Annotated in this window: 19 protein-coding genes; 7 read left to right on the top strand and 12 right to left on the bottom strand. The window is 70.6% G+C overall.

Translation table 11 applies throughout. The features are described 5' to 3' along the window. Positions 1 to 118: 118 nt before the first annotated feature. Both ACFVBH_RS31260 and ACFVBH_RS31255 read right to left on the bottom strand, forming a co-directional pair. Positions 119 to 1,192: a fused (3R)-hydroxyacyl-ACP dehydratase subunits HadA/HadB gene (locus ACFVBH_RS31260; protein WP_379007153.1), complete on the bottom strand. Its 1,074-nt coding sequence runs from the start codon at positions 1,190 to 1,192 to the stop codon at positions 119 to 121. A 1,086-nt stretch (positions 1,193 to 2,278) separates the two neighbouring features. Further along, positions 2,279 to 5,137: a hypothetical protein gene (locus ACFVBH_RS31255; RefSeq protein WP_379007149.1), complete on the bottom strand. Its 2,859-nt coding sequence runs from the start codon at positions 5,135 to 5,137 to the stop codon at positions 2,279 to 2,281. 83 nt (positions 5,138 to 5,220) lie between these two features. On the opposite strand from ACFVBH_RS31255, the gene ACFVBH_RS31250 reads away from it, so the two are divergent. Continuing rightward, a complete protein-coding gene (locus tag ACFVBH_RS31250) occupies positions 5,221 to 5,670 on the top strand; it encodes a DUF3151 domain-containing protein (RefSeq protein WP_354991606.1) in 450 nt (149 codons plus the stop codon). A gap of 64 nt (positions 5,671 to 5,734) precedes the next feature. Next, positions 5,735 to 6,829 carry an FUSC family protein gene (locus ACFVBH_RS31245; protein ID WP_354991614.1) on the top strand — a complete coding sequence of 365 codons (1,095 nt, stop codon included), beginning with the start codon at positions 5,735 to 5,737 and terminating at the stop codon, positions 6,827 to 6,829. A gap of 100 nt (positions 6,830 to 6,929) precedes the next feature. Here the strand turns inward: ACFVBH_RS31245 and ACFVBH_RS31240 are convergent, their stop codons facing one another. Together ACFVBH_RS31240 and ACFVBH_RS31235 are read right to left on the bottom strand one after the other, a co-directional pair. Further along, positions 6,930 to 7,712, bottom strand: coding sequence for a site-2 protease family protein (locus ACFVBH_RS31240; RefSeq protein WP_354991607.1), 783 nt, complete (start codon positions 7,710 to 7,712; stop codon positions 6,930 to 6,932). 40 nt (positions 7,713 to 7,752) lie between these two features. After that, positions 7,753 to 8,412 carry a hypothetical protein gene (locus ACFVBH_RS31235; RefSeq protein ID WP_354991608.1) on the bottom strand — a complete coding sequence of 220 codons (660 nt, stop codon included), beginning with the start codon at positions 8,410 to 8,412 and terminating at the stop codon, positions 7,753 to 7,755. 332 nt (positions 8,413 to 8,744) lie between these two features. Between ACFVBH_RS31235 and ACFVBH_RS31230 the strand changes: the two genes are divergently transcribed. Next, entirely contained in the window at positions 8,745 to 10,034 is a 1,290-nt protein-coding gene (locus ACFVBH_RS31230) for an adenylosuccinate synthase (RefSeq protein WP_354991609.1), read from the top strand. 116 nt (positions 10,035 to 10,150) lie between these two features. On the opposite strand, the gene ACFVBH_RS31225 is transcribed toward ACFVBH_RS31230, so the two are convergent. Next, positions 10,151 to 11,647 (bottom strand): PLP-dependent aminotransferase family protein, encoded by a 1,497-nt coding sequence (locus ACFVBH_RS31225; protein ID WP_354991610.1) that lies wholly within the window; start codon positions 11,645 to 11,647, stop codon positions 10,151 to 10,153. A 61-nt stretch (positions 11,648 to 11,708) separates the two neighbouring features. Between ACFVBH_RS31225 and ACFVBH_RS31220 the strand changes: the two genes are divergently transcribed. Both ACFVBH_RS31220 and ACFVBH_RS31215 read left to right on the top strand, forming a co-directional pair. Beyond that, the gene (locus tag ACFVBH_RS31220; protein WP_379007145.1) at positions 11,709 to 12,008 is read left to right on the top strand and encodes a hypothetical protein; all 300 of its coding nucleotides are present in this window, start codon (positions 11,709 to 11,711) and stop codon (positions 12,006 to 12,008) included. Between the two features lie 53 nt (positions 12,009 to 12,061). Beyond that, on the top strand, positions 12,062 to 12,622 hold the full coding sequence (locus ACFVBH_RS31215) for a methylated-DNA--[protein]-cysteine S-methyltransferase (RefSeq protein ID WP_379007143.1): 561 nt from the start codon (positions 12,062 to 12,064) through the stop codon (positions 12,620 to 12,622). Between the two features lie 118 nt (positions 12,623 to 12,740). Here ACFVBH_RS31215 and ACFVBH_RS31210 read toward each other — a convergent pair whose 3' ends face one another. The 4 genes from ACFVBH_RS31210 to ACFVBH_RS31195 all read right to left on the bottom strand — a co-directional run bounded on the left by ACFVBH_RS31210 (position 12,741) and on the right by ACFVBH_RS31195 (position 18,628). Then, positions 12,741 to 13,724 carry a hypothetical protein gene (locus ACFVBH_RS31210; protein WP_379007141.1) on the bottom strand — a complete coding sequence of 328 codons (984 nt, stop codon included), beginning with the start codon at positions 13,722 to 13,724 and terminating at the stop codon, positions 12,741 to 12,743. Between the two features lie 1,047 nt (positions 13,725 to 14,771). Then, entirely contained in the window at positions 14,772 to 15,029 is a 258-nt protein-coding gene (locus ACFVBH_RS31205; protein ID WP_379007139.1) for a hypothetical protein, read from the bottom strand. Between the two features lie 36 nt (positions 15,030 to 15,065). Next, positions 15,066 to 17,696 (bottom strand): LuxR C-terminal-related transcriptional regulator, encoded by a 2,631-nt coding sequence (locus ACFVBH_RS31200; RefSeq protein WP_379007137.1) that lies wholly within the window; start codon positions 17,694 to 17,696, stop codon positions 15,066 to 15,068. 110 nt (positions 17,697 to 17,806) lie between these two features. After that, positions 17,807 to 18,628: a helix-turn-helix transcriptional regulator gene (locus ACFVBH_RS31195; protein WP_379007135.1), complete on the bottom strand. Its 822-nt coding sequence runs from the start codon at positions 18,626 to 18,628 to the stop codon at positions 17,807 to 17,809. Between the two features lie 101 nt (positions 18,629 to 18,729). On the opposite strand from ACFVBH_RS31195, the gene ACFVBH_RS31190 reads away from it, so the two are divergent. Continuing rightward, positions 18,730 to 19,272, top strand: a complete 543-nt coding sequence (locus ACFVBH_RS31190; protein WP_354991770.1) for a YceI family protein — start codon at positions 18,730 to 18,732, stop codon at positions 19,270 to 19,272. A 94-nt stretch (positions 19,273 to 19,366) separates the two neighbouring features. Here ACFVBH_RS31190 and ACFVBH_RS31185 read toward each other — a convergent pair whose 3' ends face one another. Further along, the gene (locus tag ACFVBH_RS31185; protein WP_379007132.1) at positions 19,367 to 20,464 is read right to left on the bottom strand and encodes a CaiB/BaiF CoA transferase family protein; all 1,098 of its coding nucleotides are present in this window, start codon (positions 20,462 to 20,464) and stop codon (positions 19,367 to 19,369) included. A gap of 228 nt (positions 20,465 to 20,692) precedes the next feature. On the opposite strand from ACFVBH_RS31185, the gene ACFVBH_RS31180 reads away from it, so the two are divergent. Beyond that, the gene (locus ACFVBH_RS31180) at positions 20,693 to 21,166 is read left to right on the top strand and encodes a DUF456 domain-containing protein (RefSeq protein ID WP_379007129.1); all 474 of its coding nucleotides are present in this window, start codon (positions 20,693 to 20,695) and stop codon (positions 21,164 to 21,166) included. Positions 21,167 to 21,244: 78 nt separating this feature from the next. Here the strand turns inward: ACFVBH_RS31180 and ACFVBH_RS31175 are convergent, their stop codons facing one another. Both ACFVBH_RS31175 and ACFVBH_RS31170 read right to left on the bottom strand, forming a co-directional pair. Then, positions 21,245 to 22,117: an amidohydrolase family protein gene (locus ACFVBH_RS31175; protein ID WP_354989547.1), complete on the bottom strand. Its 873-nt coding sequence runs from the start codon at positions 22,115 to 22,117 to the stop codon at positions 21,245 to 21,247. 104 nt (positions 22,118 to 22,221) lie between these two features. Next, entirely contained in the window at positions 22,222 to 23,643 is a 1,422-nt protein-coding gene (locus ACFVBH_RS31170; protein WP_354989548.1) for an FAD-dependent oxidoreductase, read from the bottom strand. Positions 23,644 to 23,649 lie beyond the last annotated feature (6 nt).

Here is a 23,649-nt window from a genome sequence, read left to right as displayed (position 1 = left end):
GAACGCGAAAGGGCGGAAGGCACGAATGTGCTTTCCGCCCTGCGCTTTATGTCGCGGAAGATCGGACCGCCCGAATCCCGGCGCAAGTCGGGATCGGTGCGGAACTACTCCGCGAAGATCAGCCCCGCGCGGTGTTGGCGCCGGAGAGCCGAACCTCGGCCACGGCCCGCCCGAAGAGCTTCTTGCCCTCCGAGGTGGCGCCGAGAACGACGGTGGCCGAACCGCTTTCGGCGTCGACCGACTTGACCTTGCCGGTGAACTCCACGAACGTGGGCGCGGTCGGCTGGACGGCGACGAAGCCGGAGAACCGCACGCTGAACTTGCCCAGGGCGGCGGGGTCGCCGAGCCAGTCCACCAGGTAGCTCGCGGTCAGGCCCATGGTGAGCATGCCGTGCGCGACCACGGTCGGCAGGCCGACCAGCTCGGCGGCGGCGTCGCTGAAGTGGATGGGGTTCGGGTCGCCGGAGACGCCCGCGTAGTTGACCAGGTCGCCGCGGGTGAGCGGGATGCGCGAGGCCGGCAGTTCGGTTCCGGCGGTGAGGGTTTGCGCGGTGGGCACCGTGTGCACCGGCAGCGGCGCGGCGGGGGTGCGCAGTTCGCCGACTTCTTCCGGGGCCAGCAGGATGAGCCCGGACGGGTCCAGGGAGCCCTCGGCGTTCGAGTCGGTGACGTGGCCGTGCATGACCAGGCCCGAGACCATCTCGGCGGCGGCCGGATCGATCTCGACGCCGCGGCGGGCCACGATCGTGGTGGTCGCGACCAGGACCGGCAGGGCGTCGGCGTCGGTCAGCGTGACCTTGATGGTGATGAAGTCGTTGTCGCCGAAGATGCGGATGTTCTCCACGGCCACGTCCACCGACAGCAGATCGCCGCCCACGATGGGCCGGTGGTACTCGAAGATCTGATCGGTCTGCAGGATCTGCGACACGTCGTATTCGGTGAGCACCGTGCCGATTAGGCTGCGGGTGGTGGCCGCGCCGATCACCGACGCGAAGGTCGGGGAGGCGATCAGCCCCGCGTAGCCGAGCTTGTTCGCGTGCTCCTCGTGGTGATGGGCGGGGTGATCGTTGCGGACGGCACGCGCGAACTCGCGGATCTTCTCGCGACCGACGTCGTAGTGATCACGGACTCGAAAGTGCCGTCCGACCAGATCGGTGGCGGTGGCGACAGTCGCCTCGGCCGTCTCCGGCATGGTGTTCAGCTCCCTGCAATATCGAAACCTGATGGGCAGTGGCCGTTTCGGCGCACGCACGTCACCACGGCTGTACGAGCCGCCATGGCGCAGACAGAGCCGTAGTGGCTGGCCCAGACAATCCGAAGGATGCTACCGGGCTATTGGGCTACTGACCAGGTGTATGTGACGTTCGTCGCGGGTGGCGGCGCTCATACGCCGCCGCCCCACGAATAAGACATCGGCCCAAGCCCCCACCCTGTAACGCCGCCCCGGCCCGCGCCCCAACCCGCACCCCCTGAACTGCGCGAACCCCGATACCCGGCCCGCGACGCCCCTGCGCCGACGGCCGATACACGGCGGTCGCCACGACCCCGGTCATGTTCTGCAACCGGGTGCCCTCCTGCGATCCGGACGCGGTCGCCACGTTGCCCGGGTATCGGCGCGCCGATACCGCCGATGCCGTGCCGTGAGCGCCGAGACCGCCGTGTTGTGCGTGGCGGGGGAACCACCAGGGCCGGTGGCCCGCTTTGGTGTGCGCTCAATTGAGGTGCGGTGGACGCCCGGAACATCCGCATGCTGCCTGGTTGTCGACGCGCGCCGACACCGCCGATGCCGTGTCTTGCGCCGCGCGTGAACCGCCGGGGTCGGCCGGCGCTCTGGATGCCCGCACGCTGCTCGGGTATCGGAGATCGGAGCGCGCCGAGACTGCAGATGCCGTGCGCTGCGCGGCGGGAACCGTCAGTGCCGGTGGGCGGCTTAGGTGTGCGCGCTCGGTTGATGCGCGGCGTGGACGTCCTGAACGCCCGAATCCCGGCCCGCCACCGGGGTCGGTCCGCTGCTGCCGGTGTGAGTGGTTGATGTGCGGTGTGGCCGCTCCGAACGCTCCGCATGCTGCCGGATATCAGTGCTCATCGAGACCGCTGATGTCGTGCTGTGCGCGGCGTGGACCGTCAGCGCCGGTGGGCCGCTTAGTTGTGCGCGCTCTCGGTTTGATGTGCGGCGTGGACGTCCCGAACGCCCGCATCCCGGCCTGTCACCGAGCAACACCTCCCGGCACGACTGCCGCCCGGCACCTGGGGTGCCGGGCGGCGGGTTGTGGCCGGGTTACTGCTGGCCGGTTGGCGGGTCGCAGACCTTCCAGCCGTCGTCGGTGTGCTGGAGGTCGAAGGTGCGGGCGGACTGTTTGCCCGGGTCGGCCTCGGTGTAGACCGTGGCCTGGGCCAGGGCGGCGTCGCCGGTGATCCGGATCGCGTCGACGCTGCGGACGACGGGGATGCTCTTCTGTTCCTTCGAGGTCTGGTAGACCCCGGCGAACTGCTCGGCCGAGATGTTCTTGTAGAAGTCGTGTTGCGCGCCGCAGGTGATGCCGCGCAGGGCATCGAGGTCGCCGTCGGACAGCGCGTCGGTGTAGGTCCCGATGGCCTGCTTGACCTTGCCCTCGGGCGAGTCGTCGCCCCCGCCGCCGAGGCCGATCACCGCCGCGATCACGGCGATCACCAGCACGATCACGCCGGCGCCGATGAGCAGCAGCTTCTTGTTCGGCCCGGCCTTGTCGGCCGACTTGTCCTCGCCGCCGTCCGCGTTCGCGGCGGGAATCCGTTGCGGCGGAGCGACTTCGCCGCCGCCCGGGATCCGTTGCGGCGGCGCGACCCGTCCGGCATCCTGCGCGACCTTGTACACCTGGGTAGCGTCCTGGGAACCGCCGAAGCCCGGCGCGCCTCCCGGACCCTGCGGCTGGCCGCCCCCGTCCTGCGGCCCCTTCTGCAACTGCGCGCCGCCGGCAGCGCCCGCGAGCGCGCCCGCGCCCTGCTGTCCACCCGGCACGTTGGCGCCACCGGAGCCGGCCTGCGCGCCGCCGGGACCCTGCGGGCCTTGCCCGCCGCCCGGTCGTCCCTGCGGATTGCCTTGTGCGCCAAGGGGGCCGCGCGGACCACCCTGGTTGCCGGGGGCTTGGGGCCCGCCCTGATTGCCGGGGCCGCCCTGAGCGCCGCCGGGTCCCTGCGGTCCGCCTTGGCTGCCGGGTCCCTGCGGGCCCTTGTGTAGCTGAGCGGCTCCTGCCGCGCCGGCTCCCGCCGCGCCGGCGAGCGCGGCGGGCGAACCCTGTTGCCCGCCTTGGACTCCCGGTCCACCCGGGTTGCCCGGGCCCTGTGCGCCAGCGCCGCCTGCCGCGCCGCCCGGACCCTGGGGGCCCGGTCGTCCCTGCGGATTGCCTTGCGGCCCTTGCGGTCCCGCCGGTCCGCCCTGGGGGCCGCCCGGAACATGGGGTCCGCCCGGTCCCTGGGGGCCGCGAGCGTTCGGGCCGCCGGGACCCTGTGGCCCGCCGGGACCCTGGGGTGCGCCGGGACCTTGCGGTGCGCCCGCCCCGACCCGCTGGGGGCCGGGCGGCATGGCGCGGGGGCCGCGGATCGGCTGGGCGGGGGTGGTCGGCTGCATGTCGGCCGGCGACGGGGCGGAGGCGGGGCGCGGCTGGCCGAAGGGCGGCCGCGGCGCGTCCGGCGGCGCGGGCCGCGTCTCCTCCACGGACTGGTCCTGGAACGAGGGATGGTCGGGCCCGGCCCCGCGCGGCCCGGCGTTGCCCGGCCCGGCGGTGCCGCGCGGCGAGCTCGGCGGCTTGCTGACCGCCCGCCCCTGCGGCCCGCTCACGCGGATCTTCTGCGTGGCCTGCTCCCCGGCAACCACCGGGAACGCCGTGGTGGCGTCCTCGGTCCCGGCCGGAACCTGCTTCATAGCAACCGTTTTGGCGTCCGCCGCACCGTCGTGCGGCGCGTCGCCCGCGGCGTCCTTACCGGATCCTGCTGCGGCGGAACCTTTCTCGCCGGGCTCGTTCGCCACGGGCGCGCCCGCGGCGGCGATGTCACCGGCGATGCCCTGCTCGGAGTCCGGAAGATCGGCCCCCGCGCCCTGCGTGAACTCGCCCTGACTGTCCCGCGCGGCATTTGCCGCGCCACCCGCACCGGCACCGGGCGTTGCGCCGCCCTGGTCGGGGCCTTCACCCGCCTGACCGCCGGGGGCCGCCGAGCCACGTTCGCCACTCAGGCCACCGCCAACCGGCTGCCCTACCGCGGCGTCACGCCCCGCGTTTGCGCCACCGAACTGCCCTGCACCGCTGGATTGTTCGCGACCCGCTTCGCCGGCCACGCCGCTCGAGCCCGACTGCACCGGTCCGCCCCGGCCCGCGTCACCGCCGCCGAATCGCCCTGCGTCACCGGGCTGTTCGCGGCCGGCCGCGCCGGCCCCGGCGGTGGTTCCCGGCTGCCCGGATCCGCCGGGGGCCTGGGCCCGGACACCGGGTGCGGCCGAAGGCATGGGGGTGGTCGCGGCGCTCGCGACCGTCCGGTCGTCCGTGCCCGGGGCGGAGTCTCCTTCGGCCTGGTCCGCGGACCCGCCGGGAGCGCCTGCGCTACCTGCTGCCGGGACAGCTCCACCTTGTCCGGGGGCGGCATTCGGTCCACCCGCCGGACCGCCGGGGGCCTCCGCACCGCGTTCGCCGCTCTGGCCGCCGGCCGCCTGCTCCGCCGCAGTTCGACTTGCCGCTCCGGCCGGCTGATCCGAGGGGTTCGAGATCTTGCCGGTCGGGCCGTCGGCTCCCGCGGGGTTCGCGCCGACGCGGGGAACCGCGTCGAACTTCGTGGTCGCCGCGTCCGCCCCGGGCGACACGCCCGGGGCGGCGGGGGAATTCTGGGGTGCGCGGCCGCCGGCCGCGTAGCGCGTCGTCGCACCGTCCGGCGCCTGCTCGTACTGGATCGTGGCGAAGCCGGGGGTGGCCGGGGGATTGGCCTGGGCCGGTTCGGGTTTCGCGGACTCGGCGGACTCGCCGGGCTTGCGGATCACCTCGGTGGCTGCGGTGGGGGCGGGTTCCGTCGCCGGAACCTCGGTCTTCGCGGTGTCCTGTTCGGCGCCCGTGCCGGGAGCTGCCGGATCGGCAGGGCCGTGTGGCTTCTGGTCGTCCTTCGAGTCGGACACGCGCTACCCCTCATTTTCGGCGGAAACTGTCATTCGACGGTCAGCCTACTGAGCATTTTGGTAGTCGGTGCAGAATGATCGGCATGACCTCCTTCGGTGATCTGCTCGGACCACAGCCGGTACTGCTTCCGGAAAACACCGATGCCGAGGAAGCGCTGCTGAATCATCAAGACCCGGTGCAGGTCGCGGCGGCGCATCCGACGGCCTCCATCGCCTGGGCCCACCTGGCCGAAGCCGCGCTCGAGCGCGGCGGCGAATCCGCCACCACCCCGGTGGTGAACGCCGACATCATCGCCGCCTACGCGTTCGCCCGCACCGGCTACCACCGCGGCCTGGATGCCTTGCGCCGCAACGGCTGGAAGGGTTTCGGCCCGGTGCCGTGGAGCCACGAACCCAACCAGGGCTTCCTGCGCGCGGTCGGCGCGCTCGCCAAGGCCGCCCGCTCGATCGGCGAGTCCGACGAGTTCGCGCGCTGCCTGGACCTGCTCGAGGACTGCGATCCGCGCGCCGCCGCCGAACTCGGGCTCGACTGACACCTTGACCAGCAGTGGACTGGGCACGACGCTCGACGCCGCCAAGGACAGCGGCGTGGCGCGCATGCGCACCGCCGCCACCCGTGTCCGCTCCTCGCTGCTGCCGATCCTGCAGTGCGCGGTCGGCGCGGGTCTGGCCTGGTTCATAGCCCACAACGTCATCGGCCACGCGCAGCCGTTCTTCGCGCCGATGGCCGCCATGATCTCCATCGGCGTCTCCTTCGGCGCGCGCCTGCGCCGCGCGGTGGAGTTGATCGTCGGCGTCGCGGTCGGCATCGGCATCGGCGACCTGTTCGTCTCCTACTTCGGCACCGGCGTCTGGCAGATCACGCTGCTGGTCGTCGCCGCCATGTGCACGGCCGTCTTCCTGGACGGCGGCCCGGTCATCACCATGCAGGCCGCGTCCTCGGCGGTCCTGGTGGCGACGCTGCTGCCACCCTCGAGCGGCGCGTCCAATCTGCGCATCATCGACGCCCTGGTGGGCGGCCTGGTCGGCATCGTGGTGGTGGCGGCGCTGCCGCTGCACCCGGTGCGCCGCGCCCGGCAGCAGGCGGCCGACATCCTCGGCGTCATCGGCACCGGGCTCACCGACTGTGCGGACGGCCTGCTCGAGCACGACGCCGACAAGATCAAGGCCGCGTTGGAGGCCGCCCGCGGCACCCAGGCCCGCCTCGATTCGCTGCGCAGCACCCTCGATGGTGGCCGCGAGATCAGCAGAATCTCACCGCTGTACTGGAATTCGCGCAAACGCATGGAACGCCTGCGCGAGGTCGCCGATCCGCTGGACAACGCCACCCGCAACACCCGCGTGCTGTTGCGCCGCGCGTTGTCCCTGGTCCGGGACGACGAGATCCTGGATCCGCGCCTCACCCTCGAGGTGGAAGAACTGGGCAGGGCCGTGGAGGTGGTGCGGGCCATGGTCCTCGCCGATCCCGGCGAGCAACCCGACGCCGCCGAGGCCACCCGCGTGCTGCGCACCGTCGCCAAGGGCGCGACCAAGGATCTGGTGGAGGGCGCGGGCATCTCCGCGCACGTGGTGTTCGCCCAGACCCGTTCGATCGTGGTGGACCTCATGCGGGTGTGCGGGGTGAGCAGGCTCTCCGCCATCGCGCTGCTGCCGCCCACGGTCGCGAATCCCTATGTGACGCCCGTCGATTGAATCGGGTAGTGCGCTACTCGGGTCATCCGGCCGGTGCGCCGATACCGTTCGGGGAAGGCCGGGCACGCGAGGGGTGGCCCGGCCCCGCTCCCGCGAAGGCTCAGTTCCAGAAGCGCAGCAGCGAACTGCCGTAGGCGATCCAGTCCCGGGGAATCCCCGACAGTCCGAACAGCGAGTCGATCGCCCCGAAGAACAGATCCCGCAATTCCGGCACGAATAACAGCGCGACCAGCAGCAGCATGCCGTACGGCTTGATCTGATCGAGCGAACGCCGCGTCTGATAGCTCAGCGACGGCTCCAGAATCCCGTAGCCGTCGGTGCCCGGAATCGGAATCAGGTTCAGCACCGTCGCCATGATCTGGAAGTACGCGAGATAGCTCAGCCCGAACCAGAACGCGGGATGTGAACTCTCACTGCCGAACACGCGGATCACGATCAGCAGCACCAGCGCGCACACCGCGTTCACCGCCGGCCCCGCCGCACTGAGAATCCGCTGCGTGCGCGGGCTGAAGGTGTGCGAGTGCACGTACACCGCACCACCCGGCAGCGCGAACCCGCCGATCGCGATGAACAGCATGGGCAGCACGATCGAGAGCAGCGGATGGCTGTACTTGAGCGGATTCAGGGTGAGGTAGCCGCGCAGCTCCACCTCGCGGTCCCCGGCCCGGTAGGCGACATAGGCGTGCGCGAACTCGTGCAGACACAGCGAGACCACCCACCCGGCGATCACCATGATGAACACGCCGAATTCCGCGGTCCTGGAGAACACATCGGAATTCCAGGCCAGCACCCCGCCCGCCACCGTGATGGCGACCACGAGCAGGAAGATGGGGCTGGGGCGGACCGCGCCCGTGGCACGGCCGATCGCGCGGGGCGAGTTCATCGGACTCCTCGTCAGTGCCCGGTTGCCTGGCCCGGGAGCGTCAACGTACCAGCAGCCACGGTTCGTGATGGCGGTAGAAAGTGGAGCGTCGCACCGGCTTGTCGGTGGTGATGCCGTCGCGGGTCACGACCCCGCCGCGGGTGCCGAGCTGCATCGCGCGTCCCTGCACCCAGCGTTTCTTGCGCAGGCCGCGCTGCACGGTCGCGTGCAGGCCCGGCATCTCCAGCGTCGGCGAGATGTGCAGCGCCGCGACCTTTCCGGTGAACAACCGGGTGTCGTCGACGTACGCCTCGCCCTCGAGCTTCTCCCCGCCCTCGCCGACGATGGTGGCGCGGCCGATCAGCACCTTGCCGGTGTCGTCGCGGATCAGCGGGGTTTCGGTGGGCCTGCCCTCGAGCGCCAGTTTGGCGGCGGCCGAACCCGTTCCGGTCGCGTACGCGCGCGAGCCGTAGGTGCGGTCCACGGGCACGTACCCGATTTCCACCCCGAGCCGTTCGGTGCGCATGAGATGGGTCAGCACCGCGGCCAGTCCGGCGTCCTCGCCGAGCACGATCAGGCGCGGCAGGCTGTCCGCCGCCATGACCGGCAGCAGTTCGTCCAGGACCGAGGTGTCCGGGAGCGCGGAGGTCTGCGTGAGCGGTAGCGAGGCCAGGGCGATCGGGACCGGCGCGCCGTCACATCGGAGAACATGGGTACTCAACTGCCGTACACCCGCCTCTGACTCGCCAACACATCGCCTCACTGCGTTCACGCGGACGCCCTGCCGGTCCGGCTCCCTTTGTCACCTTAGCCCTGTTCGGTGGCACCCGCCGCGCCGCGCCGAGCGGCTCGCTCGACCGTGCCGAGGGTCACCCCGATCCCCGCGTGTCCGATTCGGCGTGGTGCTCGCGGCCCGGCGCGCGCGATCGTCGCAGGGTATGGGCGCAGCGAGTAATACGTCGTCTATTAGACTGTTCTTCCGGCCACCGCCTTCTGACGGCGGATAGCTGCAGCATCACCGGTGCTGCGCGTCGAACCCGTAGGAGACTCCTCATGCCGGCAATCGTGCTGATCGGCGCCCAGTGGGGCGACGAAGGCAAGGGCAAAGCGACCGATCTGCTCGGTGACAGGGTCAATTGGGTCGTCCGATACCAGGGCGGCAACAATGCCGGTCACACCGTCGTGCTCCCCAACGGGGACAAGTTCGCGCTGCACCTGATTCCGTCCGGCATCCTCACCCCCGGCGTCACCAACGTCATCGGCAACGGCGTGGTCGTCGATCCCGGCGTGCTGCTCACCGAACTCGCGGGGCTGGAAGAGCGCGGCGTGGACACCTCCCGCCTGCTGCTCTCGGCGGACGCGCATCTGATCATGCCGTACCACGTGGCCATCGATAAGGTCACCGAGCGCTTCCTGGGCAACAAGAAGATCGGCACCACCGGTCGCGGCATCGGCCCCTGCTACCAGGACAAGGTCGCCCGCGTCGGCGTCCGCGTCGCCGACGTGCTGGACGAGAAGATCCTCACCCAGAAGGTCGAGGCCGCACTGGAATTCAAGAACCAGGTGCTGGTCAAGATCTACAACCGGCGCGCGCTGGACCCGCAGCAGGTCGTCGAGGAGGTGCTCGGCCAGGCCGAGGGCTTCAAGCACCGCATCTCCGATACCCGCCTGCTGCTCAACCAGGCGCTGGAGCGCGACGAGATCGTGCTGCTGGAAGGCTCGCAGGGCACCCTGCTCGACGTCGACCACGGCACCTACCCCTACGTGACCTCCTCCAACCCGACCTCGGGCGGCGCGGCGGTCGGTTCGGGCGTGGGCCCCAACAAGATTCGGACCGTGCTCGGCATCCTGAAGGCGTACACCACCCGCGTGGGCTCGGGTCCCTTCCCGTCCGAGCTGTTCGACCAGTACGGCGAGTACCTGGCCGACAAGGGCGGCGAGGTCGGCGTCACCACCGGCCGCGGCCGGCGTACCGGCTGGTTCGACGCCGTGATCGCCCGCTACGCCACCCGCGTCAACGGCATCACCGACTACTTCCTCACCAAGCTGGACGTGCTCTCCAGCCTGGAGACCGTGCCGATCTGCGTGGCGTACGAGATCGACGGTGAGCGTTTCGAGGAAATGCCCACCACCCAAACCGATTTCCACCACGCCAAGCCGATCTACGAGGAGATGCCGGGCTGGTCGGAGGACATCTCCGGGGCGCGGACCTTCGAGGAGCTACCGGTCAACGCGCAGGAGTACGTGCTGCGGCTGGAGAAGCTGTCCGGCGCGCGGATGTCCTGCATCGGCGTCGGCCCGGGCCGCGATCAGACCATCGTGCGGCACGACATCCTGGGCTGATCCGAATCGGTTCGCGGTTCTGAACTCCCCGCCCCCGCTGCTCGAAAGCAGCGGGGGCGGAGTGCTTTTCGCGGTGTGTCTTGTGCGCGACGTTCGGTGCGGCGTCCTGCGCTGGATCAGTAGCAGGTCAGCGGGGCGAGGGGCTCGGCGGCGTGCGGGGTGAGCGAGGCGTAGGCCGCCGCCAGGGCCTTCACGCCCAGGCGGATGTCGGCTTCCTCGTGGGTGAAGGGCAGGCGGACGAAGCGCTCGAACGCGCCCTGCACGCCGAAACGCGGTCCGGCGGCGAGCAATACGCCGTGGTTGGGGGCGGTGGCGGCCAGGGCCGTCGAGACCGGGGCGGGGAGCTGGGCCCACAGCGACATGCCGCCCGCGCCGGGGGAGACGCGCCAGTCGGGGAGGTCCTCGGTGAGGGCGTCGAGCAACGCGGCGCGGCGCGAGCGGAGCTGTTCCCGGCGCACGGTGAGGATCTGCTCGGCGTGCTGGAGCAGGTGCACGGTCGCCAGCTGATCCATGACCGGGGTGCCCAGATCCATGGTGGAGCGGGTGCCGAGCAGTTTGGTGATGAGCGTCTGGCTCGCGCGCACCCAGCCGACCCGGAGGCCGCCCCAGAACGATTTCGACGCCGACCCGATGGTGACGATCTCGGTGCCGCGGGCGAAGGACGCGGCGGGCGGCATGATCTCGTGATCGGTGAGATGCAGGTCGACCATCGACTCGTCCACGATCACGGTCATACGGGTCTCGCGGGCGATCGCGGCCAGTTCCGCGCGGCCCTCGGCGCCGAGCAGCAGGCCGGTGGGATTGTGGTAGTCCGGCACCAGGTAGGCCACACTGGCCGCGGTTTGCCTTGCCGCGCTGCGGATTCCGTCCAGATCCCAGCCGTCCGGGCGCAGCGGCACCGGGACCGGGCGCGCCCCGACATCGCGAATGGCCTCGATCGCGTTGGGGTACGAGGGGTGTTCGATCAGCACCCGTTCGGCGGGGGTGGTCAGCACGTTCAGCAGCAGGCGCAGGCCGTGCTGCGCGCCGAGGGTGACCAGGATCTGGTCGGGCTCGGTCGGCAGGCCACGCTCGGTGTAGCGGCGGGCCAGGGCCTCGCGCAGCATGAGCATGCCGACCGGGTCCATGCCGTGCGTGCCGAGGTAGGTCGGAAGTCCTTGCAGCGCTGCGGTATAGGCGTCCGTCATCTCCGCGGGGGCGGCCATGGCGGCGTAGGTCATGTCGATGGTGGGCAGCTCGGGCTGGGCCATCATGGCGAGCAGGCTGCGCGCGGGTTTGGTGCCGTCGTGCACGACGGTCTGCGGCAGGGCGACCGTGCTGCGCGAACCCTGCCGGCTGATCAGGTAGCCGTGCTCGCGCAGCAGCGCGTAGGCCGAGGTGACGGTGGTGCGGCTGACGTCGAGGGTGGTGGCCAGGTCGCGTTCGCTGGGCAGGGCGACACCGAGCGGGGCGCGGCCGTCGTGGATGAGCAGCCGGATGCTCTCGGCCAGCGCCACGTAGGCGGGGCGGGTGGCGCGGCGGGTGTTGTCCGTCGCGGGGGCGCCGGGTTCGTCGTGCCGCCAGCGGCCCAGGTCGCGGGTCAGGCTCGCGGCGCCGATTACTCGAATGGCCATAAAGGCCAGTATCGGGGCACTGGATATTTTCTTCAAGTCCAGACCGGATCACCATGGAGTCATGAACGCTCTGCTCGCCTCTTTCCTGGTTGTCGCCGCTTTCGCCGGGATCGTTCACCGGTACGCCCCCAAGCCCGGTGAACGATGGGGCATTCTGCTGGAGCGCTATCGGCCGCACGCTCCGATGTCGGACTGGTCGGTCGGGGAGTACGACGGGGCTCGGCAGTACGCCGACCTGGCCGCTGTCGCCGCGCACCAGGAGCGCGGTGTCCCGGCCGCCGCGCCGCGGCCGGACCGGCGGCGGCCCGGGCTACCGGACATTGCCGCCGTGCCGTGCCGTCAGGAAACAGTCCAGTTCTAGCTAACTGGCCTTTGAATAGTGGAATTGTCGGTCCGCGCGTGCACACTGGCCCTATGTCCCAGCCGGACCGCCCGCTCGCCTCGGCGGCGCTCTTCGATACCGCGATCGGCGTCTGCGCCCTCGCCTGGAGCCCCGCCGGGGTGCTGCGTTTCGCCCTCCCCGAGCCGGATCCGGCCGCCGTGCGGAAATACATCCTGCGCCGGCACCGCGTCTTCGATGTCCGCGAAGCCGAACCGACCCCCGAGATGGCGGCGACCATCGAGAAGATTCGCGCCCACCTGGTCGGCGAACTCGACGATCTGGCCTGGATTCCGTTGGACACCAGCCCGATCAACGATTTCGACAACGCGGTGTACACGATCACCCGCGCGATCCCGCCCGGCCACACCCTGACCTACGGCCAGGTGGCCAACCGGATAGGCGCTCCCGGCGGGGCCCAGGCGGTGGGTCAGTCCCTGGGCCGCAACCCGATTCCCCTGATCATCCCCTGCCACCGGGTGCTCGCCGCCGACAACGCTCTGACCGGCTTCTCCGCCCCCGGCGGCGTGACCACGAAACAAACCCTCCTCGAGATAGAACGCACCCCCGGCTTCGGCGAACCCACCCTCTTCTGACCTGCCGCGTGTCCGGCCGCGCCTGTGGAGGTTTGGGGATGGGGACGAAACCCGCACCGAACCAGACTCTTCGGTGCGGGTGCGTTCTCGTGGACGGGGTGCGCACCCCGGGCCGGTCTCAGACGTTGGCCCCGATGACGCCGCCGACCGTCGCGCCCGCGAGGCCGCCGAGGGCGGCCGCGCCCAGGCCCGCGCCGATGCCGCCGACCGCGGCGCCGATGGCCGCGCCCACCGCGGTGCTCGTGCCCGCCACGGCGAGAGCGCCCGCGACCGCGCCGGGAACGGCGGCCGCGCCACCGGTGGGAACGCCCGCGACGGCCGCGCCCAGGGCCGCGCCCGCCGGGGTGCCCGCGATGGCGACGCCGAAGCCGATGCCCGCGCCGACCGCGGCGCCGACGGCCGCGCCCGCGATGGCGGCCGGGATGCCCGCGCCGACGACGCCGATGGCCGCGCCCGCCACGATGCCCGCCGCGACCTTGTCGGCGCGCCCGGGCGCGAGGCCGATGGACTGGCCGCCGGTGGCGATGGCGGCCTCGGCGTGCGCGGCGATGCCGTTCACGGTGTCGAGGACGTTGTCGGGGAGGTTCTCCGGGACGGGGGAGGTGAAGTCGCCCAGGCGCAGGGTGCGCGGCGGGGGCGCGATGGGAGCGACCGGCTCGACGGGGACGGGCGCGTGCAGGGACTGCCAGTCGATGGGCGGAGCCGGGACCGACGCATCGGGAATCGGGCGGTAGTTGGCGGGTACCGGGTAGTCGGGCATGGCCTCGAGCAGTCGCGGCAGCCGGCCCGGGGTCGTGACCCCGGGTTGCGCCGGCCGGTCCGCGCGCTCGCCCGCCGCCGGAACTCGCACCCCGGGCGCGGCCGCGACCCCGGGTTGCGCCGAACCGGAACCGGTTGTGGGAGAAGCGGGTACGCCCGCCCCCGTGACCCCGGGCGGCTGTAGGCCGTCCGCCGCCGACGGCTGTGCCCCCCGATCCGGGGCCGTATCCCCCTGCGGCAGCCCCGTTCCCGTCGCCCCGGTACGCGGCGCGGCCACCTCCACCGGCTCCCCGGCGCTCGAACAGCCCACCGCCATGGCCAGCGGAAGCGAGCTAAGCGCCATGAACCGCCGAACGCGGGAACGAACTTCCAGATACCGACCACTCACGCCGGTTCACCACCCTCTCATCAGGTTCCACCCACCGCCCCGAAACCACCCACACCGGTCCCCAAGCAAGCGGACACCACTCCCAAACCGGTCAAATACCACCCTGACCAGCATCGATACCCCCATCCTGGCCCCCCGCCCGCCCGAATCCCCAACCTTTCGAAACCTCGCGCCACCCATGCTGTGCGTGCCCCCGCGCTCGCGGGCCGCGTGAAGACCGCAGTGGTCCCTCCTGCGCCACCACGAGAAAATCGGAGGAGGAAGCGGACCGCCCGCCCTCGAACCTGCCCGCCCCGCTCGCCGACGTAATCCGCCCGCTCATTCCCCCGGGCCTTCGAACCCCCCGCACCACTCATGCTGTGCGTCCGCAAATGCCTACGGGCCGCGTGAAGACCGCGGTGGCCTCTTCTCTTTCGCCTCGAGAATCGGGCGAAGAGGCGGTCCATGTCGCAGCCCGCCCGCCAAAAGCTGTGGCCGACCACGCACTTGCTCGACGTCACGTCTGTGCGTGGCCGCGAAGTGGCCTTCTGTGTTCGCGCCCGCCTCAACGTGATTCACCTGGTTCATCCCCAATCCCGCACAGCCTGTGTGTAGTTGTGGACAGCGACGGGACTTCGACCTGCTCGACGTGGGTCCGAACTCCGCACAGCGTGTGGATGTCTGTGGAATATCGCCGTGGAGCGCGACGGGCGTTCATTGCGTGGAGTGCACAGGCTGTGGATTCATGGCCTTTGTGGTCAGCGGGTGCGGAAGGCCGAAAACCGCACGCCGGTAAGTGCTTTCGTGGCCCGTGTAATCGGCGGGCGGGCTCTGCGGCGCGCGGCTCGGGTCGTCCCGAACCGCCCACAGGCTGTGGACCGCGTGCGCGGGGCGAACAGTGCGACCGCGCCGCACGGTATCCACAGTCGTCAACAGGCTGTGCGCGACTGTGGAAACCGCTGGGGTGCGGGTTGATACGGCCGGACGGTCCGGTGCGGGCGGCGGAGCGGGGCGGCCGGTCGATCAGAGGTTCGCGGCCGCCCAGGCCCCGGCGGCGATCTTGTCCGAGCGGCTCGGGTCGATGCCGATCGACCTGCCCCGGGTGGCGACCGCGGCCTCGAAGCCGGCCGCCGCGTCGTTGACCGGGTTCAGGATGTTGTCGGGAACCTCGGTCAGGAAGTCGCCGACGCGCAGGGTGCGCGGGGCTGATGAGAAACCGGTGCTTCCAGAGCCGATTTCGAGCTCCCGGCACCTGACGTGCAGTCTCGAGACATATTTCAAAGTTGCTGGCAGTGGCCTTTTCTCGGCCGCGGAGCCCTAGGAACCCTGGCGTTTGCCGGAAGACGACCCGCTTCGCATGAGCTCCGCGAGCGCCTCCCGATCGGTGACGTCGAGCTTGATGCACGCGCGGTACAGGTGCCCCTCCACCGTGCGCACCGACACCGTCAGCCGGTCGGCGATCTGCCGATTCGAGAGCCCGGCCACCACCAGATTCGCGATCTCGCGCTCGCGGGAGGTCAGCGGCAACGGCTGCGCGGACTGCCGCAGCGCGGGCGTGCTCGCCCCGCCGCACGCCGCCGCGAGCCGGTTGGCCGCCGCCGCCGATTCCAGCAGCCGCCGCCGGTCACCCGCGCGCTCGTGCGCCGACGCGGCCTGCGCCGCGGCGTCGGCGGCCGACAGCAGCACCCCGATCCGCTCGAATTCCGCTGCGGCGGCGTCCAATCCGGCCCCGTCGTGGGCCGCGACGGCGACCGCGTGCCGAGCCTGAGCCTGCACCAGCCGCCCGTCCACCCGGGCCGCCAGGTCCGCGAGCCGCCCGGCCACGCTCGTGTCGCCGAAACGCGCGGCGGTGTGCAGCGCCATCGCCTCGATGGCGTGCTGCTGCGCACGCGCCGCGGCGTCCGCCGCGCCCAGGGCCAGCCGGATCGCGGGCGTCGCGGTACCCTCGGCCGCCGCCTGCCAGGACCTGGCGATCTCCAACTGCGGCTCGTACACCGCGCTGTGCCGCCCGCCCCGCTCCGCCGCAGCGGCGATCGACTCGGCCGCCTCCCCGGCGCGCCCCAGCGCCGAATACGCTTCCGCGAGACGGAGTCTGGCGGGGAACATCCAGGCCGCCGCGCCCTCGGTGGTGAGCGCGGCCAGCGCCTGTTCGAGATTGTCGATGCCGCGCGGGAACTGCCCCTGCGCCACGTCCACGGTGCCCTGCAGGATCTTGGTCATGCCCCACGCGAGGTACTGCCCGGGCGAGGAATACGTGTAAGGGCTACTGGCACAACGCCTGGCGGCGTCGATGTCACCGGTGAAGGTGAGCGCCAGCACCTCCGCGTGCGTGGACATGAACTGATTGAGCCCGTCGATGTGCGACTCCACCGCGTGCCCGCGCGCCGCGTACCGCCGCGCCGCGTCACCGCGACCCATGAGCGCCAGCGCGAGCCCGCCCCCGAACGCCGCCCACCACACCGCCCACGGCGGTGCGTCCGGGGCCGCCATCACCGGCTCGGCGCAGGCGACGGCCTCCTCCAGCTTGTTCTCGTTGACCGCGCAGGCCGAGGCCAGGCCGTCGAGGGTGGCGACCACCTTGGGATGGGTGGCCCGGCTGCGCACCGAGGTGAGCACCTCGTCGGCACGATCGGCATCGCCCATGGACCACAGCAGATTCGAGACGCGGGTGCTGCCCCAGCGCGCCAGCTGCACCTCGTCGAGCAGGTCGGGGTCGAACACGGCCAAGGTGCGCTCGGCCTCGATGCGATGGCCCTGCCACAGCAGGGCCCGGGCCAGCAGGTCGGCGGCCTCGACCCCGCCCCGTCGTTCCACCGCGGCACGCGCGAAGCGTTCGCCCAGTGGCAGATTCGCCAATCCGATGGCGTCGGCGGCCGCGGCCTCGAACAGCTCCAGATCGGCGGATTTGTCACTGTCCAAAGCCAATTCGGCCAGCCGGATGCGATCGGAGGCGGAGTTGATGGGCCGTTCCTTGAGCGAGGAGTACAGCCGCCCGCGCAGCCGCCGCGCGGAGGCGATGCCGAGCCTGCGCCGGATCACCTCGCCGAACAGCGGGTGGTTGTAGCGCACGAGCAGCTGGTGATCGTGCTCGGCGATCCTTATGACACCGCGTGATTCGGCCGCCTCCACCGCCTCCTCGCCCGCGATTTCGGACAGCACGTCCAGGTCGATGGGTTCGCAGAAGGTCAGCAGTTCGAGCACACGCAGCACCGTGCCGGGCAGCTGCTCCACCCGATCCTCCAGCAGCGCTGCCAATTCCGAGGTGACGGCCGCCCGCCCGCGCAGTTGCCACACGCCCTTGACCTGCCGCAGGCTGCCCGCCTCCAGCGCGCCCTCCACCAGGTGCCGCAGGAAAAGCGCGTTCCCCCCGGAGGATTCCCACATGAGATTGGCCGAGAGCCCCTCCAACTGCCCGCCGAGCATGTTCTCCACCAGTTCCACGCTCTGACGTTGAGTGAAGGGGGACAGGTCGATTCGCAGCAGATGCCCGTCCTTCCACAGCGAGGTCACCGCGTCCGGCACCGGCACGCCGCTGCGCACGGTGGCGACCACGCGTGCGGCCTTGTCGATGGCCAGCTGCAGCAGCAGGGTCGCGGAGAGCTGATCGAGCAGGTGCGCGTCGTCGACGCCGATGACGGTGTGCCCGTCCGCGAGCAGCGCTTCGCGGGCGGCGGCCATGAAGGTGACGGGGTCGTGCGCGGCGGACACCCCGACCATGTGCGCGAAGACCCCGAGCGGGATGCTGCGGGCCGATTCTGTTCCGGCGACCCAGCGAATCTTGCTGCCGTTGGCCGCGCCGACCGCGCCGGTGGCCAGCCGTGCCAGTGTGGTCTTCCCGACGCCGGCGTCGCCGGTGAGGACGGCTCCGACGAAGTCGTTCCCGGTCAGCGCCGCGGTGATCGTTTCGAGTTCGTGCTCACGTTCGACCATCGGCCAATTCCGAGCCATGAATCAACTGTAGATCGCAGGTGATTGGTGAGCGGGGGAAACGAACGGCACCCGAAATAGTCCCGGATCAGGCGACACACCGGTGGCAACCCGCCGCCACGCCGGGAAGGTTACTCGTTGACCAGCCGCAGGGCCGGGGCGTGCACCTGCCGGCGATCCACCAGCCACACGTTCACACTCTGGTCGGCGGCCGGGTCCAGGGTCTCGACTTCGATCTCGAGCGTGCCCCGCAGCGGATGCTCGACGCGCAGCCGATGCGAGCGGTAGTCGGTGACCCGGTGTTCGCGCCAGCGCCGGTCGAACTCCGGGTAGCGCTGCAGGTCGGTGATGCGCGCCTCGAGCGTCTCGTCGTCGGCGAAGCGGGCCTGGGCGTTGCGCAGCGCGGAGACGATCACGTCGGCGGCCTCGGCCCAGTTGCCGAAGTAGCGCGGGGCGTCCGGGTGCGCGAAGACGTAGTAGGCGAGATTGTTGTGCGCCGCGGCGTCGAACATGCCGATCGGCTCGGCCAGGTCGCGCCAGGCCGGATTCGTGGCCAGCAGGTCGAGCCAGCGCCCGAGCACGAACGCGGGGGTCGGGTGCAGGGCGTCGATGACCGCGCGCAGGGTTTCGGAGACCTCTTCCCCGGCCTGCCCGCTCTTGGGGCAGGACGCCTTCTGTTCCATGCCCATGGCGAGTTTGCCGAAATGATGCCGTTCGACCTCGTCCAGCCGCAGCGCGTCCGAGAGCGCGCCCAGGACCGCCATCGAGGGATTGGTGTCGCGGCCCTGTTCGAGGCGGGCCAGATAGTCGGCGCTCACCCCGGCGAGCGCGGCGACCTCTTCGCGGCGCAGTCCGGGCGTACGCCGGCGCCGGCCCGCGGGCAGGCCCACCTGTTCGGGCTGCAACTGGCCGCGGCGCGCGATGAGGAACTCACCGAATTCGGATCTGGACACCTCACCATGGTGCCTTGTCCGGGTGTCGTTATCCCCGCCCTGTCAGTACCAGGATCAAGAAGGTGTGGCTAACCGGACTGAGGTCCGCTTGACTGATCGTCATGACCACTTCCGAGCAGACCACCCTCGCACCCGGCGCCTGGGAACTGGACGCCCACCACTCCTCCGTGAACTTCACCGTCCGCCACCTGGGGATTTCCAAGGTACGCGGCCGCTTCAACCGCTTCGAGACCGGCTTCGTGGTCGACGAGGCCGGTAAGGCCGCCATCGAGGCGACCATCTACTTCGACTCCTTCGACACCGGCAACGAGGCCCGCGACAACCACGTGCGCAGCGCCGACATCCTGGATGTGGAGAATCTCTCCACCCTGGTCTTCCGTGTCCCGGCTCCCGTCGACCTGGCCGAGGAGTTCGAGGTCACCGGCGAGGCCACCATCGGCGGCATCACCAAGCCCGTCACCCTCGACGTGGAGTGGGGCGGCGTCGAGGTCTTCGCCGGCGACCAGAAGAAGCACGCCGGCTTCAGCGCCACCGGCACCATCAAGCGCAGCGACTTCAACGTCGCCCCCGGCCTGCCGTCGGCGATGCTCAGCGACAAGATCGCGATCGAGCTCGACATCCAGCTCGTCGAGCCCGCCGCGTAATTCCCGTCTGCTCGAAAAGCGAAGCGGCGGCGCCCTTTCGGGGCGCCGCCGCTCGGCGTTTCACGCGGGGCCGATCAGGCCCGCGGGAGCATCATCACTCCGCCCAGACGCTGTCGATCGGGGTGCCCGCGGTCGGCGGCGGGGTCGGGGTGCCCGCCGGGGTGCGCGAGAAGCGCGGGGCGGGCGCGTGCTGCACCACGCCCTCGATCTCGATCAGGCCGGTGCGGGCCTGGATGTGCGGGTTCTGCTCGGCCTCGGTGAAGGTGAGCACCGGGGTGGTGCAGGCGTCGGTGTGCTCGAAGATCGCCCACCACTCGTCGCGGGTCTTGGTCTTGAACTTGTCGGTGAACAGCTTGCGCAGCTGGTCCTGGCCGTTCGGATCGATCTGGTAGGGCAGGCCCTCGGGGTCGATCTCCAGGCCCTTCAGCAGTTCCGCGTAGAACTGCGGCTCGATACAGCCGACCGCCATGTACTTGCCGTCGGAGGTCTCGTAGGTGTCGTAGAAGGCCATGCCGGTGTCGAGCAGGTTGGTGCCCCGCTCGTCCGACCACAGGCCCATGCCCTTCATGCCCCAGATCATGTGCGAGAGCGCGAGCGAGCCGTCGATCATCGCGGAGTCGATGACCTGGCCCTTACCCGAGTTCTGCCGTTCCACCAGCGCGGCCAGGATGCCGAACACCAGGAACATCGAACCGCCGCCGAAGTCGCCGACCATGTTGAGCGGCGGCACCGGGCGCTCGCCCTTGCGGCCGATGGCGTTGAGCACGCCGGTCAGCGAGATGTAGTTGATGTCGTGCCCGGCGCGGTCGGCCATCGGGCCGTACTGACCCCAGCCGGTCATGCGGCCGTACACCAGGCGCGGATTGCGCTCGAGCGCGGCGTCCGGGCCCAGGCCCATGCGCTCGGTGACGCCGGGCCGGAAGCCCTCGATGAGCACGTCGGCCTTCTCGATGAGGTCGAGCACCTGCTCGATGTGCGCCGGATCCTTGAGGTTGGCCTCCACAATGGTCCGGCCGCGCCACTGCGGGCGCTCCATCTGGCCGGGCAGCTGGTTCGGGCGCTGCACCCGCACCACATCCGCGCCGAGGTCGGCCAGCAGCAGCGCCGCGTGCGGGCCCGGGCCGATACCGGCCAATTCGACTACGCGGACACCCGCGAGCGGGCCCTGCTTGGCGGTGGATGGTGTGCTCACGCCCTACCTCGGTTCATCGTCGATCCCTGTGCGAGCCGGCTCTGGCCGCACGTGTTGACAGTATGACAATAGCCGCGCGGGCTCCCGTGGTGAGTGCCGCCACAATTCGGCCCCGCGGCTATTCGCCCAGGTCGTCCGGTTACTTCGCCGACTTTGCCCGGACAGGGACGCCCGTGCTGGGCGACAATGCGGGTAACCACGAGCCTGGAGGACCGTAAGTTGAGCGCAATGGGTGAGGTGCTGGTCGGCCTCGCGATTCTGATCGGCCTGCTGGGGGTCATCGTGCCGATCCTGCCCGGGGTGATTCTCATCCTGGCCGCGATCCTGGTCTGGGCGGTCATGACCGGCGGGGCCACCGCCTGGACCGTATTCGCGGTCTGCACAACGTTTCTCGTCATCAGCGGCATCATCAAGTACACCTGGCCGGGTGCGAAGCTGCGCGAGGCCGGGGTGCCGAGCCGTTCGCTGATCCTGGGCGCGGTGCTCGGCATCATCGGCTTCTTCGTGGTGCCGGTGATCGGGCTGTTCCTGGGATTCGTTGTCGGCGTCTACGTTTCGGAGCTGCAGCGGCTGCGCGTGCAACAGCCGGCCTGGCAGTCGACGGTGCACGCGCTCAAGGGCGTCGGGCTCTCGATGCTGGTGGAGCTGTTCGGCGCGCTGCTCGCGGCGGGCATCTGGGTGGTCGCCGCCGTCGCGGTCTGACCGAGCCGGTCGGAAGCCGTCGGACCGATGCGGCCGAAGCTGTCCGGTCGAATCCGCCGGTGCGAGCGCCGAATTCGGTCAGCGCTCGATCCGGCGGAACGGAATCGTGTCCTGCGCCGGCGGTTTCGGCAGCTGGGAGCGATGCAGCCGCAGCGTCGGCGCGTCGGGTCCGTGCAGCGGCCGGGTCGGGGCCGGATCCTCGAGCGGCCGCGTCTTGACCGGCAGCCGGTAGAAGGCGCGCGCGTTGTCCTCGAGCACCCGGTGCAGATCGCCGCCGACGGTCTCGGCGATGAGGTCGATATCGGTGTTGCGGAACGGCCGCCCGGCCCGCGCTCCGGGCAGATCGGAGCCGAACATCAGCGCCTCGGGGCTGACCGCGTGGATCTTGCGCAGCGCCGAGGGCACGTCCATCGACACCCGCCCGAAGCCGGACGCTTTCACCTTGGCGCCACGATCGACCAGGTTCAGCAGATACGGCAGGCATTCGTCGGACATGCCCATGTGGTCGATCGACAGCCTGGGCAGTTTGGTGATGACCGGTTCCAGCGAGCCGAGCATGGAGCCGTCGATGTACAGCTCCACGTGCCAGCCGACCAGATCGAAGGCGCGCAGCGCGAGCATGGTGAGCCCGACGATGTCCCCGCCCGCGCGCTTGAGGTTGAACCGCAGCGCCCGCACCCCCGCGCGGTCCAGATCCACGATCTCCGCGTCGGTGGCGTCCACGTCGAGGTTGGTCACCCCGACCCAGCCCTCGCCCAGTTCGGCGAGGGCGGCCCGGAGATAGCTCTGATCGGTGCCCTGGAAGGACCCGCTGACCACCGCACCACCGTCGATGTCGTAGCGCGACATGCGCCGCCGATAGTCGGTGATGGTGTAGGGGTCGGGTAGGTAGCCTTCGTTCTCGATCAGCGGGAACCGCGGATCGATGATGTGGACATGGGCATCGAACACTTGATCAGCATGCCTCGAGAAGGTGACAAGTGCGTAAGACCTTGTCCACCTGGCGGATTCGGCCAGGTCAGGCGGTCAGGAAACTGCGTCCGGGAAGCGGTGGATCAGGAAACCTTGTCCGGCTCGCTGGCGCGCAGCATGTCCTCGCGCTCGACGACCTTCACGCGCTCGCGGCCCTCGGGCTCGCCCAGGGCGCGCTCGTGCGCGTCGAGGCGGTACCAGCCGGCCCAGGTGGTGAAGGGGATGCCCTTGCCCTCGAGGAACTCGGTGACCGCGTCCAGTTCCGGCTTGGGGGCCGGGACGAAGTTCGCGACATCGTCGAGCAGGCAGGCGATGGTCTCGTTGGCGTCGCCCTTGGTGTGGCCGATGAGGCCGACCGGGCCGCGCTTGATCCAGCCGGTGACGTAGGTCTGCGGCACGTAGCGCTCGGCGCCGTCGGCGTCCTCGTTGCCGAGCACGCGACCGGCCTCGTTGGGCACGGTGCCCGCCTGCTCGTCGAAGGGCAGCGAGGGGATGTTCTGCGACAGGTACCCGACGGCGCGGTAGATCGCGGTGACGTCGAAGTCCTTGAACTCGCCGGTGCCCTTGACGTTGCCGGTGCCGTCCAGGGCGGTGCGCTCGGTGCGCAGGCCCACGACCTTGCCGTCGGCGTCGCCCAGGATCTCGGCCGGGTTCTCGAAGAAGTGCAGGAAGAGCTTGTGCGGGCGGTTGCCGACGTCGCGGATGGCCCACTGCTCGAGGGTGTTGCAGATCATGTCGACCTGCTTGGAGTGGCGGCGCGCGGCTTCGGAACCCTCGTCGTAGTCGATGTCCTCGGGATCGACGATGACCTCGATGGTCGGGGAGTGATCCAGCTCGCGCAGCTCGAGCGGGGTGAACTTGGCCTGCGCGGGACCGCGACGCCCGAAGACGTGCACCTCCACGGCCTTGTTCTCCTTGAGACCGTCGTAGACGTTCGGCGGGATCTCGGTCGGCAGCAGTTCGTCGCCGGTCTTGGCGAGCACGCGCGCGACGTCGAGGGCGACGTTGCCGACGCCCAGGACCGCGACCTTCTCCGCGTGCAGCGGCCATTCGCGGGGCACGTCCGGGTGGCCGTCGTACCAGGAGACGAAGTCGGCCGCGCCGAAGCTGCCGTCCAGGTCGATGCCCGGGATCTCGAGCGCGCGGTCGGCGTTGGCGCCGGTGGAGAAGATGACCGCGTCGTAGAACGAGCGCAGGTCTTCCAGGGTGATGTCGACGCCGTAGTCGATGTTGCCGAGCAGGCGGACCTGCGGCTTGTCCAGGACCTTGTGCAGGGCGGTGATGATGCCCTTGATGCGCGGATGATCGGGCGCGACGCCGTAGCGGATCAGACCGAACGGCGCGGGCATGCGCTCGTACAGGTCGATGCTCACCCCGTCGAAACCGGCGGGGGTATCGGACTTCATCAGCGCGTCGGCGGCGTAGATTCCGGCCGGGCCCGCGCCCACGATCGCAATGCGAAGCGGGCGGGTCGCTGCATCGGTTCCCGCAAGCTGTTCGGTCATTCTTCG

The organism is Nocardia sp. NPDC057668 (assembly GCF_042799795.1).
Classification (GTDB): Bacteria; Actinomycetota; Actinomycetes; order Mycobacteriales; family Mycobacteriaceae; genus Nocardia.
Note: the sequence above shows the minus strand (reverse complement) of the source record. Positions and strands in the feature narration are given on the sequence as shown.

What these genes read in the sequence shown, in the direction of transcription:
- ACFVBH_RS31230 (WP_354991609.1), top strand. Translation starts at nt 8,745, where the DNA reads ATGCCGGCAATCGTGCTGATCGGCGCCCAGTGGGGCGACGAAGGCAAG.
- ACFVBH_RS31215 (WP_379007143.1), top strand. Translation starts at nt 12,062, where the DNA reads ATGTCCCAGCCGGACCGCCCGCTCGCCTCGGCGGCGCTCTTCGATACC.
- ACFVBH_RS31200 (WP_379007137.1), bottom strand. Translation starts at nt 17,696, where the DNA reads ATGGCTCGGAATTGGCCGATGGTCGAACGTGAGCACGAACTCGAAACG.
- ACFVBH_RS31225 (WP_354991610.1), bottom strand. Translation starts at nt 11,647, where the DNA reads ATGGCCATTCGAGTAATCGGCGCCGCGAGCCTGACCCGCGACCTGGGC.
- ACFVBH_RS31170 (WP_354989548.1), bottom strand. Translation starts at nt 23,643, where the DNA reads ATGACCGAACAGCTTGCGGGAACCGATGCAGCGACCCGCCCGCTTCGC.
- ACFVBH_RS31180 (WP_379007129.1), top strand. Translation starts at nt 20,693, where the DNA reads ATGGGTGAGGTGCTGGTCGGCCTCGCGATTCTGATCGGCCTGCTGGGG.
- ACFVBH_RS31210 (WP_379007141.1), bottom strand. Translation starts at nt 13,724, where the DNA reads ATGGCGCTTAGCTCGCTTCCGCTGGCCATGGCGGTGGGCTGTTCGAGC.
- ACFVBH_RS31250 (WP_354991606.1), top strand. Translation starts at nt 5,221, where the DNA reads ATGACCTCCTTCGGTGATCTGCTCGGACCACAGCCGGTACTGCTTCCG.
- ACFVBH_RS31245 (WP_354991614.1), top strand. Translation starts at nt 5,735, where the DNA reads ATGCGCACCGCCGCCACCCGTGTCCGCTCCTCGCTGCTGCCGATCCTG.
- ACFVBH_RS31240 (WP_354991607.1), bottom strand. Translation starts at nt 7,712, where the DNA reads ATGAACTCGCCCCGCGCGATCGGCCGTGCCACGGGCGCGGTCCGCCCC.
- ACFVBH_RS31260 (WP_379007153.1), bottom strand. Translation starts at nt 1,192, where the DNA reads ATGCCGGAGACGGCCGAGGCGACTGTCGCCACCGCCACCGATCTGGTC.
- ACFVBH_RS31220 (WP_379007145.1), top strand. Translation starts at nt 11,709, where the DNA reads ATGAACGCTCTGCTCGCCTCTTTCCTGGTTGTCGCCGCTTTCGCCGGG.
- ACFVBH_RS31190 (WP_354991770.1), top strand. Translation starts at nt 18,730, where the DNA reads ATGACCACTTCCGAGCAGACCACCCTCGCACCCGGCGCCTGGGAACTG.